Origin of the sequence: Bacillus sp. FJAT-22090 (assembly GCF_007676755.1) — a bacterium.
Classification (GTDB): Bacteria; Bacillota; Bacilli; order Bacillales_A; family Planococcaceae; genus Psychrobacillus.
Genome location: NZ_VEBK01000010.1, coordinates 156,921 through 167,522, shown reverse-complemented (window position 1 = coordinate 167,522; position 10,602 = coordinate 156,921). Strand labels below are relative to the sequence as shown.

General features: G+C 37.2%; 12 protein-coding genes. 5 read left to right on the top strand and 7 right to left on the bottom strand.

Going from position 1 to position 10,602, the window contains the following annotated elements; genetic code table 11:
- Positions 1-183: hypothetical protein (locus FS486_RS20320; RefSeq protein WP_222122597.1), on the top strand; the 183-nt coding region annotated here is incomplete at its 5' end.
- A 407-nt stretch (positions 184-590) separates the two neighbouring features.
- Positions 591-1,310 carry a glycerophosphodiester phosphodiesterase gene (locus tag FS486_RS13655; RefSeq protein WP_144512106.1) on the top strand — a complete coding sequence of 240 codons (720 nt, stop codon included), beginning with the start codon at positions 591-593 and terminating at the stop codon, positions 1,308-1,310.
- A gap of 48 nt (positions 1,311-1,358) precedes the next feature.
- Here the strand turns inward: FS486_RS13655 and FS486_RS13650 are convergent, their stop codons facing one another.
- The 4 genes from FS486_RS13650 to FS486_RS13635 all read right to left on the bottom strand — a co-directional run bounded on the left by FS486_RS13650 (position 1,359) and on the right by FS486_RS13635 (position 5,147).
- Positions 1,359-2,366 (bottom strand): FecCD family ABC transporter permease, encoded by a 1,008-nt coding sequence (locus FS486_RS13650; RefSeq protein WP_144512105.1) that lies wholly within the window; start codon positions 2,364-2,366, stop codon positions 1,359-1,361.
- Complete coding sequence (locus tag FS486_RS13645) at positions 2,363-3,361, bottom strand: FecCD family ABC transporter permease (protein ID WP_260858112.1); 999 nt, start codon at positions 3,359-3,361, stop codon at positions 2,363-2,365. The genes FS486_RS13650 and FS486_RS13645 overlap by 4 nt, the downstream gene beginning before the upstream one ends.
- A 62-nt stretch (positions 3,362-3,423) precedes the next feature.
- A complete protein-coding gene (locus FS486_RS13640; protein WP_144512103.1) occupies positions 3,424-4,353 on the bottom strand; it encodes an iron-hydroxamate ABC transporter substrate-binding protein in 930 nt (309 codons plus the stop codon).
- Positions 4,350-5,147 (bottom strand): ABC transporter ATP-binding protein, encoded by a 798-nt coding sequence (locus tag FS486_RS13635; RefSeq protein ID WP_144512102.1) that lies wholly within the window; start codon positions 5,145-5,147, stop codon positions 4,350-4,352. The genes FS486_RS13640 and FS486_RS13635 overlap by 4 nt, the downstream gene beginning before the upstream one ends.
- 117 nt (positions 5,148-5,264) lie before the next feature.
- Between FS486_RS13635 and FS486_RS13630 the strand changes: the two genes are divergently transcribed.
- Positions 5,265-6,305, top strand: coding sequence for an NAD(P)/FAD-dependent oxidoreductase (locus FS486_RS13630; RefSeq protein ID WP_144512101.1), 1,041 nt, complete (start codon positions 5,265-5,267; stop codon positions 6,303-6,305).
- A gap of 38 nt (positions 6,306-6,343) precedes the next feature.
- On the opposite strand, the gene FS486_RS13625 is transcribed toward FS486_RS13630, so the two are convergent.
- Positions 6,344-7,366, bottom strand: a complete 1,023-nt coding sequence (locus FS486_RS13625; protein WP_144512100.1) for a DUF2804 domain-containing protein — start codon at positions 7,364-7,366, stop codon at positions 6,344-6,346.
- A gap of 115 nt (positions 7,367-7,481) precedes the next feature.
- Here FS486_RS13625 and FS486_RS13620 point away from each other — a divergent pair, with 115 nt between their 5' ends.
- Positions 7,482-7,970 carry an amidase domain-containing protein gene (locus FS486_RS13620; RefSeq protein WP_144512099.1) on the top strand — a complete coding sequence of 163 codons (489 nt, stop codon included), beginning with the start codon at positions 7,482-7,484 and terminating at the stop codon, positions 7,968-7,970.
- 53 nt (positions 7,971-8,023) lie between these two features.
- Here the strand turns inward: FS486_RS13620 and FS486_RS13615 are convergent, their stop codons facing one another.
- Complete coding sequence (locus FS486_RS13615; RefSeq protein ID WP_186321450.1) at positions 8,024-8,875, bottom strand: DegV family protein; 852 nt, start codon at positions 8,873-8,875, stop codon at positions 8,024-8,026.
- 105 nt (positions 8,876-8,980) lie between these two features.
- Positions 8,981-9,544, bottom strand: a complete 564-nt coding sequence (locus tag FS486_RS13610) for a glycerol-3-phosphate acyltransferase (protein ID WP_144512098.1) — start codon at positions 9,542-9,544, stop codon at positions 8,981-8,983.
- Positions 9,545-9,704: 160 nt separating this feature from the next.
- On the opposite strand from FS486_RS13610, the gene FS486_RS13605 reads away from it, so the two are divergent.
- Positions 9,705-10,277, top strand: coding sequence for a nitroreductase family protein (locus FS486_RS13605; protein WP_144512097.1), 573 nt, complete (start codon positions 9,705-9,707; stop codon positions 10,275-10,277).
- Positions 10,278-10,602 lie beyond the last annotated feature (325 nt).

Genomic DNA, 10,602 nt, shown 5'->3' with positions numbered 1-10,602 from the left:
AAAACAAAAAAACCCTATAAGATGACCTTTTTAAAGTGTCTATCTTATAGGGTACAGTTTACATGGGGGCATCCTTTTTTGGTTGTTCTCATGCGTCAATTGGTTGCTGATGTGCTGAATTTGGTTGTTCCTACGCATAAACTGGTTGCTCATAGACAATATATGGTCTCGTTAAGCCATTAATAGGAAGTGAAAATACATTTTAAGGAAAACTATAAGATGTAACTATAGCTTCCTTTGTTGTTCACTACAATTAATGACTTCTTAACATAATTTCCATATCTACTTCATAAACTTCCTATAGGATGAATGGTAAAGAAATCATTCAATCGAAAAGGAGAGATACTTATTGGGTTTTAACGAACGCAATGTGACGATGAAAGTTTCGAACAAACGGTTGAATACTTTACAATTTAATTCTATTAGAAAAAAAGTACATACGAGTCTGCAATGGTTCATCTTGAAAAAAGCTCGTCCTCCGAAGAACAAATATATCCCACTTCCACCTAGGGAGTAAGAAAAACATGCGTCATCTCTAATTTGGAGATGGCGCTTTTAGGGTATAATCAATATAAAAAGGGGTCGTTTTTATGAAGGTTTACGCACATAGAGGATGCTCTGGGACTTATCCAGAAAATACATTGGTTGCATTTAAAGCAGCGTCACAGTTACCGATTCATGGAGTGGAATTTGACGTGCATATGACGAAAGATGGCGAGCTAGTTGTTATTCATGACGAATCCATTGATCGTACTTCGAATGGACAAGGTTTTGTTAAAGATTTAACGCTTGCTCAGCTTAAACAATACGATTTTGGAAAATGGTTTTCCAGCACCTTTAGAGGAGAGAAAATACCTACCCTAAGAGAAGTGCTATATGTTTTTAAAGACACGCACCACCATATAAATATTGAATTGAAATCCGATGTTTTTCCTTATGATGGAATGGAGATAAAGGTATTGCAAATGCTCTCGGAATATCGATTAGAGGGCAGAGTGGTTATTTCATCTTTCAATCACGAGATGATACAGCATGTGAAGAAACTTGCCCCACATATTGAAACGGCCATTTTATTTATGGAAGTGATGGTTGCTCCTCATGCATATGCAAATGTGGTAGGAGCAGATGCTCTGCACGCGTTTTTTCCGACAGCGTTACGAAAAATGGGGAAAGAGGTAATCGCAAGTGGAAGACAGCTACGTGTTTTTACAGTAAACGAAGAACAATATGCTAATATGCTTTTATCCGTCGGTGTACATGCTATTTTTACTGACTATCCACAGAAACTGTATAATTATTTAAATGCATAAATAAAAGGATGTCCAAGTAGTTGAAGAACTACCCAGACATCCTATTTATTATTTCTTCAACAATAAATACATGAAATACGGAGCACCAATTAGAGCAACCATGACTCCAGCTGGAATGCCATTTGGCTCTACTACATTGCGCCCAATTGTATCTGCAAACATTAAAAGCCAACCGCCTATCAAAATCGCTACAGGGATGAACAATTGATGTCTAGGGCCAACTAAGGATTTGGCGATATGTGGAGCCATTAATCCTATAAATGCAATCCCACCTGTTACAGAAACTGCTGAGGCTGCAAGTGCGACCGCAGCAAGTAATAAGACAATACGTTCTTTCTCAATCGAAACACCAACACCGACCGCAACAGGCTCACTTAAGCCGAGTAAGTTTAACTTATTAGCTTTATAAAAAATGAACGGCACGAGAACAATCAGCCATGGCAAAAGAGCTAATATAAATGGCCAATCAGCTCCCCAAATATTCCCCGCTAACCACTTGGCGATAAAATCCACTTTTTGACGTTCAGCTGAAGAGATGATTACAATCATCAAACCAGATAGGGCCAATGAAAATCCTATACCGACAAGAACTAATCGAACTGGCTGTAAACCAACTTTTCGATTGTAAGATAATATGTAAATAAAAAATGCTGTAAGGAAAGCCCCGATAAATGCTACAAATGGGAGCATATATACAAAGGATCCTGGTTCGATAGGAAAGAATAAGAAAAATAATGAAATGGCTACGCCAGCTCCAGAATTGATACCAATAATACCTGGGTCCGCTAAATCATTACGGGTGATTCCTTGTAAAATAGTTCCGGATAATGCTAATGCCATTCCAGCAAGGAGAGTAATGATAATTCTTGGTAAACGAACAGAAAACAAAACAAATTCTTCTTTGAATGTCCCATTTCCAAACAGAGTAGGTAGTAAACGATCAAAAGATAAAGAAGAATATCCAATTCCGGCACTAACAATAGCAGTAGCGATAATAAGAAAAGATAAAATCATAACAATAATACGTTGTTTTTTGATAAGCCCTTTTTGTATCATTGGAATGCACCTCCCGCTTTACGAACAATGAGGAGGAAGAAAGGTAACCCCATTATCGCAATAATTGCTGCCACGGGAGTTTCATAAGGAATATTAATAGTTCTTCCAAGCGTATCGGCGATTAGCATTAGAATAGCCCCGCTAATAACAGACATAGGTATGATAAAACGATAATCAGTTCCTACTATTGCTCGTACTATATGAGGGACCATCAACCCTACAAACGCCATATTGCCTACAAGTGCTACAGACGCTCCAGCGAGTAATATTACAACGATAAATAGAACTGTTTTTATAAGAACAGTTTTCTGACCTAACCCGATTGCAACTTCTTCGTTTAAGCTTAAAATAGTTAGCTGTCTTGAGAGTAAAAGTGCGATGAACACACCTATACTTATAAAAGGAATGATAATATACAATTGGTTCCAACTCGTCCCGATAAGACCTCCAGCAGTCCACATAGATACGTCTTTTGAAACTTTGAAATATATTCCAACACCGTCTGAAATTGCGTATAGGAGAGCAGAAACTGCAGCTCCGGCAAGAACGATTCGGAAGGGAGAAAAACCACCTTTTTTCATAGCCCCAATACTAAATACCATAATGGCACCTACAGCAGCACCAATAAAACAGGCAATCGTAATCCCTAAATAATTTATCGCAGGAAGAAACGCCAAGGTCACTGCAAGTGCAGCATTCGCTCCCGAAGTAAGTCCTAATAGTCCAGGGTCAGCAAGAGGATTTCGCGTAATACCTTGCATAATAGCACCTGAGACAGCAAGCGCGGCTCCTACAACAATAGCCCCCACTTCTCTAGGAAAACGAATTTCTCGTAGTATATTGATCTGGTCACTTTTTAATTGAGAAAACAACGCATTCCACACATCTTGAACGGAGGTTTCTGCTGCACCAAAAACCATTGCAACAATAAACATAGCAAAGAGTAAAATTAATCCGATTATGAATTTTATACTAAAACGAATAGAAGATTTCATCGTTCGTTTCCTTTCTATCATAAAGAAGGGAGGAATCCAAGATTCGAATTCCTCCTCGATCATTATTTGCTGTTTAAAAAATGTTCTTTGAAGAATTCAAGCTGATAATCTAAAGTAAGTGGATCATTGAAGTAGAACTCTTCCATTTTAGCCTCGAACACTCGATTATTTTTCACTGCTGGAATATTTTTATACGTATCTGTATCTTGGAATGAGTTATCTGTAGCTGTTGATTTACTTAAAACTACATAATCTCCTGCAAATTCAGGAAGTACTTCTAAGGACAAAGCGTAGTATCCAGGTGCTAGCGCAGTTTCTTCTACTTTTTTAGGCATTTTTAAGCCCATTTCTTGATAAAGAATTTCTGTTCCACGACCCCAGTTATTACCGTATACATATAATTGTTTATCAAAGTTTTCAATTACGGATACAGTAGCATCTTCACCGATAGTAGCTTTGATTTCTTCTCCTACGGTCTTCGCACGTTTTTTAAAGTCAGTGATCCAACTTTGTGCTTCTTTTTCTTTATTAAGTAGTTTACCAATCTCTAATTGTTGGGTTAAATAATCTACTTTACCATAAGTGAATGTCACAGTTGGTGCAATTTCTTTTAATTTATCTAAATTTTGTGCTGTAGAAAGTCCAATGATTAGATCAGGGTCTAGTTCTATAATTTTTTCTAAGTTTTCATCGGATACTTCTTCTACATCTTTTAAAAAGCTATCATATCGTGGATTTTGTTTAGACCAGGAATCCACCCCTACTAAATTAACTCCAAGGGCAGCTACATTACCTGCAAAGGAAGATACAACAACAACGCGTTTTGGATCCGCAGGTACTTCAATTGGACCTTCTTCTGATTGATAAGTTATAGTAGACTCTGCTTTTTTATCGTCAGATGGAGTGGCTGTTTTTTTATCAGTAGATTCATTATTACACGCTGTTAAAACTAGTATAAATAAAAATAATATTGGTATTAAGAATTTTTTCATTTATATTCTCCCTTAAGTAAGTTGTATGTAGTACACATTGGTTTGTTTGTTCTTGGGTCTAATCCAATTTCGGCATCGATTTGGAAAACATCACGTAGCACATCCTTTGTGATAACTTCCTCACAAGTTCCTGCCTTTACAATCTGCCCAGACTTTAACGCAATAATGTAGTCTGCAAATCTTGCTGCTTGGTTAAGATCATGTAAAACCATTACAATCGTTCGCTTTTCTTCTTGATTAAGTTTTTGAAGAAGCTCGAGCACTTCTAATTGATGCGCCATATCTAAATAGGTAGTTGGTTCATCTAAGAAGATGATTTCTGTTTCTTGAGCAAGTGCCATCGCTATCCAAACCCGTTGTCGCTGTCCTCCCGAAAGAGCATCTACTGGAAAGTGTTTGAACTCATGGGTTCCGGTAACCTGAAGAGCCCATTCAATCATTTCGTAGTCTTTTGTCGTAAGACGTCCAAAGCCGGTTTGATATGGAAAACGCCCATATGAAACTAGTTCTCCAACTGTAAGACCAGCTGCACTCTCAGGAGTTTGAGGCAAGATAGCCATTTTTTTTGCAAGCTGTTTCGTATTTTCTTTAGAGACGCTTTTCCCATCTAATACGATAGAGCCGGATTGATGCGAAATAATACGAGTAATCGCTTTTAAAAGGGTGGATTTCCCACATCCATTTGGCCCAATAATCGTCGTAATTTGTTGGTCAGGAATTTGTACCGATAGTTCTTTTACAATTAAACGATCACCGTAGCCAATAGATAAATCATCTGTATATAGGCGGACCATGCCGAAACCTCCAAACTTAATATTGCTTTTCTCAACGATAACGATTATCATTATCACATAAGCAACTATAGGTAAATATAAGAGTAATGTCAACAATAAATTTTAGGAGACTAAAAAATGAATGATATATATGATGTAACGATTATTGGTGGTGGTCCAGCAGGTTTGTATTCCGCATTTTATAGTGGTTTGCGGGAAATGAAAACAAAAATTATTGAATTTCAACCCCAATTAGGTGGAAAAATCCATGTATATCCAGAGAAAATGATTTGGGATGTAGGGGGACAAACGCCGATTTCAGGAGAAAAGCTTATTGGTCAATTAGTGCAACAAGGTTTAACTTTTGATCCAGAAGTGGTTTTAAATGAGAAAGTAGAATCAGTAAATCGACTTGAAAATGGAATCTTTGTTTTACACACAGCTTCCGGTCAACAACACTATTCAAAAACAATTATTATAGCTGTTGGTAGTGGGATACTAAGCCCAACAAAGCTAGACATTGAAGGTGCAGAACGTTTCGAAGTTAGTAACTTAAATTACACGGTGAAATCCATTCAACGCTTTAAAGATAAATCAGTGATTATTTCAGGCGGTGGGAATGCAGCAATCGACTGGGCGAACGAACTGGAACCAATAGCTAAAAAAGTGTATTTGACTTACCGAAAAGATGCTTTAAATGGACATGAAGCACAGGTAACCCAATTATTAGACAGCACGGTAACCTGCTATTTTAATACAACTATCTCGAAGCTCGTAGCAAGTGAAAGTCATGATGTAATTGAACGAGTAGCATTAACCAATATGGAAACTGGAGAAGTCTCATATTTGGCAATAGACGAAGTGGTCATCAATCATGGATATGAACAAGATGCAGAGCTGCTAAAAAAAAGTCAGTTAAACCTTGCTATTGCGGATAATTTCTATGTAGATGGCACAAGTTTGAGCGAATCCTCAGTAGAAGGAGTTTACGCTGCAGGGGATATTTTGCAACATCCAGGTAAGTTGCATCTCATCGCAGGGACTTTCCAAGATGCAGCAAATGCGGTTAACCAAGCAAAACAATTTATTCAACCAGATGCAAGCAAGGTTGCGATGGTATCTTCCCATAATGAAATGTTTAAAGAAAGAAATAAAGATCTTATTAAGCAAATAGGTTAGATAGAAAAGGTTGCCTTCTAAAAAGGCAACCTTTTCTTTTACCATTTAGCTTTATGTTCCTCGATACAGCCTAACATCTCTCTTATATGTAGTGTTGGACCGTTTTCTAATCGAATTTTCCCGTTATAATAACCAGTCATCTGATGGACTTCTGAAGAGATAAGTTTCACATCTGTTTTGGCAATTCGGTGGAAGAAGGGGGTAAATGTTAAATCTACTTCTTTTGAAAATTTAGTGTTGATTTTCCAAGGTAGCATGAAATCATTTGAATCATACGTAAACAACAAGTCCTCATGTATTTTCGTTAGCTTTCCATCTATAATAATGGCATTCTCAGTCATACCTGTACCATCTGTCCATTTTCCGCCAAAATTTAACCCTATTCGTCTAGCGCCTACATGTTGCGAAGCGAATCCCCAATTCCAAGTAGCCTCTCTCGGCCATACCCCTCTACCATAATCAAGTACAGCAAAATTATCCTCTGCTTGGAATGCATAACGAGCATCTCCTATTTTCACAAACCCATTAGTAGGCAATAAATGATGTTTGGCTGTGAATTGAAACTGTGTTCGATTCCAGGGAATAACAACATTCAATGATTCGTCTTCGAGGGGATGGGAAATATGTAAGTCCGCATGCAAAAAGTCACCATCAAAATCCGGTATTGTGATCGTCATATGCGTTTCATCTTGAATATATAACAGCTGGATGGACATTTCCTTTGAATGAATTTGCAAGCTTTCTAAAACACTGGAAGGCATTTTTACTTTATTGCCTAAAGGGATAGTAACTGTTTTTTCGACAAACCGCTGTGTTTCATAATTTAAAAAATAGACAAAGCAAACCGCTGCATAATCTAAATGACTAATCGTAGCAGAAAAGAGTATATCATCTCCAAAAACACACCAATAATTCCACTTTTTCTTCCGCATATAATGACCTTTTAAATTGCTCTCAATGATTGGTTTTTTTGCATAACCAATTGCTTTTGGATTCAAATTACCTTTTTCATCGCATAGCAAAGTCGGCTCGGTAATTTCTTTTTCTGCGTGTTGTATCATTAGCCATCTTCCTTTCAGAAAAATACATTGCTTTGAAAATAAATTTGTTCATTGAATCCATACTAGCATATATTTCTTGTGAAAACATATAAACAAAATAGAGGGAGGTGGAAAATTGGCAACTTATAATCGGGAAGCAGCAGTGGCTTATGCCCAAAAGTGGTGGAATAGCTATAACCCAAAGTTTCCTGTATTTGATGTGGATTGTACCAATTATATTTCACAGTGTTTGTTTGCTGGTGGTGCTCCAATGAGAGGACAATATAATAGAGAAAGGGGATGGTGGTTAGGAAATAATTCATGGAGTTTCAGCTGGAGTACTCCTCATTCTCTCCGTTGGTATTTGGCAGGTTCTACAATCGGTTTACAAGCAACACAAGTAGATTCACCCAATAAATTGACGTTAGGAGATCTTATTTTTTATGATTTTGAAGGGGATGGCAGATACGACCATTCAACGATTGTTACAAGCGTGCAAGATGGTATTCCTTATGTGAACGCACACACGAATAACAGTCGAAATAGACATTGGAACTATGCAGATTCCTATGCACATACACCAAACACAAAATACATTTTTTTTCATATTAAAGACCAATTCTAATATCATAGAGCAAGGCAATTAATTGTTTGTTTAATTGCCTTGTTTAAACCACTTTAAGGGATATACCAAAGTACAGCAAGAGTATCCTCACCTGCATGCACCGCTAAAGCAGTACTGATTTCACCGATAGTCAATTCTAAGTTAGGAGCTTGAAGTAAAATTGCATTTCTTAAACTTTCAGCTTGCTCCAGTGCATTAGCATGCATAATGTACACTAATTTGGTGTTGTCTTGTTCCACAGACTGTACTACTTTATTAATTAAATATTGTACTGCCTTCTTTTGAGAGCGCACTTTATCAAGTTCTTGCAGTTCGCCTCGTCTATTGATCTGAATGATTGGTTTTATTTTTAATAGACTTCCTAGATAAAATTGAGCACTACTTAATCTTCCACCTTTGTATAACTGCGTTAAGTTACCAATTAAAATATAATTGCGGAATTTAGTGGCTTCCACTCTTAGCTGGGAAGCTATTTCATCGAATGCTAACCCTTGTTCCTCTAAACGGAGGCCACTTTCAACAAGACCTGTTATACCAGCAGATAAAGAAAGAGAATCGATACATTCCAATTGCACTTCTGCTATCGCCGCACCACTTAAGGAAGAAGAAATCGTGCCACTTAAACTTTTGGAAACATGGATTGCTATAATAGATTCATATTCCTTACTTAGTTTCGTATATAGTTCCGCGAATTCTCCAGCGGATGGCTGAGAAGTTTTGACTGGATCATTCCCGTTTCGAATACGTTCATACAGTTGCTCAGAAGTCAGATCTACCCCATCTACAAATTGCTGTTGGCCAAAATGAATATTAAGCGGAATTACATAAACATCTGGATGGTTTTTTAAAAGGGAATTTACATAGGCACTACTATCTACAACCCAAGCAATTTTTTTCAAATTCATTCTGAACATCCTATCTAATATGTTATTTAACTGATAGTAATTATAGCATATTCAGAACGGTATATTATTTCTAATGAAGTTAAATAGTTATAAAACAAATAGTAATTACACACTCTTTTTCCACCATCGCTTTTTCCAAGACTCGGCGATATCAAAACGATGTCGCACGAGAATGAGGAGAATTGCAAATGATAGTGGCCAGAAACTAAGGTTTACTAAGCATAAAATAGCATAGATACTAAAAGCGAGCATCATACTTAACGTGGCACTTCTAGATAAAGCAATGAAAACAATAAAACATCCCGCCATTATTCCAAATAGGACTGGACTTAGTACTATACTCACACCGATAAAAGTAGCGATTCCTTTACCACCCTTAAATTTTAACCAAAACGGAAACAAATGCCCCATGATGGTCAATAACCCACCTATAGCAATAATTTCTACGGAGAAATTATAGTAATTGCCGACAACTATAATAAGAGCACCTTTTAGGGCATCTCCTAAAAAAGTCATCACAAATGCTGCTTTACCAAGAACAGCTCCAGCATTTCTAGCACCTAAATTTCCGCTTCGTATTTTCCGCAAATCAGTTTTTTTCCATTTTCCAACCCACCAAGCAGTTAAGAAGGTTCCAATAATATAGCTAATAAACCAATAAAGAAACAAATAATCACCTCAAATTGTGTATCTGTGATTTTAGTATATTTTAAAAAGTTATCTATTACGAACAAAGCGCAAATAATAATAGCCCTACTTTTAAAATAATATATATATTGGTATGATAGGAGTAACTATTGATGTTAAAGAAAAGGGAGTTTTTCATACAATGATGCAAAATTCATTAACTATTCGCGATGCAATTATTCAAAGAAGATCCATCAAAGCATTTAACGGACAGCCAGTAGAAAAAGAAACATTACTCTCTGTTATGACGGATGCTGTGTGGGCACCAAATCATCAGAATAGACAACCGTGGCGATTTGTTGTTGCATGCGGTAAAGAATTGGTAGATCTATATGAAGTGTTGAAGGAATTCGCAATTCCAAAGTGGAAAGAACTCACAGAAGAAGAGCTAGAAAAACAAATGAAGAAATTTACAAATCCAGGGGCTTACGTATTCGTCATTGTCCCTGAAGATGCTCGCCAAAAAGAGCGTTTAGAGGATTACGCAGCAGCAAGTATGCTTATCCAAAATATCCAACTGCTTGCCTGGGATCGTGGTATCGGCTCTTGTTGGAAAACACCAGGCTATTTAGACAATCCAAAATTCCGTGAAGCCCTCGGAATTAAACAAGGCGAACGCATTATCAGCATGTTACAAGTAGGATATTTTGATGAAATGCCAAAACCAAAAGAACGAAAAAGCATAGACCAATTAATCACTACTTTTGGTGAATAAAGGATAAGGAAAGAGCTATCTCATGCAGGGATAGCTCTTTCCTATTAAGGCACTGATTCGATTAGAGCCAGTACACTAAATGAATAGAAGTAACGTATTATTCAGGAGTGAACAGGATGCTTAGTGAAGGAGAGCAACCAACTTGCTAAAAGAAGGAATACAGCCAATTGAGAAGGAGCTCAGGAGAGTAGGGGTGGCGGCGTCGGTGTAATTATTATCCTTTATAAGTAAGAAAGAGGCTGAACGAGACCAATCGTAGTATGGGAGCAACCAATTCAACAGGGAGAGCAACCAAAAAATGTGTGAGAGCAACCAATTCATCAAA

What these genes read in the sequence shown, in the direction of transcription:
- FS486_RS13655 (WP_144512106.1), top strand. Translation starts at nt 591, where the DNA reads ATGAAGGTTTACGCACATAGAGGATGCTCTGGGACTTATCCAGAAAAT.
- FS486_RS13650 (WP_144512105.1), bottom strand. Translation starts at nt 2,366, where the DNA reads ATGATACAAAAAGGGCTTATCAAAAAACAACGTATTATTGTTATGATT.
- FS486_RS13645 (WP_260858112.1), bottom strand. Translation starts at nt 3,361, where the DNA reads ATGAAATCTTCTATTCGTTTTAGTATAAAATTCATAATCGGATTAATT.
- FS486_RS13640 (WP_144512103.1), bottom strand. Translation starts at nt 4,353, where the DNA reads ATGAAAAAATTCTTAATACCAATATTATTTTTATTTATACTAGTTTTA.
- FS486_RS13635 (WP_144512102.1), bottom strand. Translation starts at nt 5,147, where the DNA reads ATGGTCCGCCTATATACAGATGATTTATCTATTGGCTACGGTGATCGT.
- FS486_RS13630 (WP_144512101.1), top strand. Translation starts at nt 5,265, where the DNA reads ATGAATGATATATATGATGTAACGATTATTGGTGGTGGTCCAGCAGGT.
- FS486_RS13625 (WP_144512100.1), bottom strand. Translation starts at nt 7,366, where the DNA reads ATGATACAACACGCAGAAAAAGAAATTACCGAGCCGACTTTGCTATGC.
- FS486_RS13615 (WP_186321450.1), bottom strand. Translation starts at nt 8,875, where the DNA reads ATGAATTTGAAAAAAATTGCTTGGGTTGTAGATAGTAGTGCCTATGTA.
- FS486_RS13605 (WP_144512097.1), top strand. Translation starts at nt 9,705, where the DNA reads ATGATGCAAAATTCATTAACTATTCGCGATGCAATTATTCAAAGAAGA.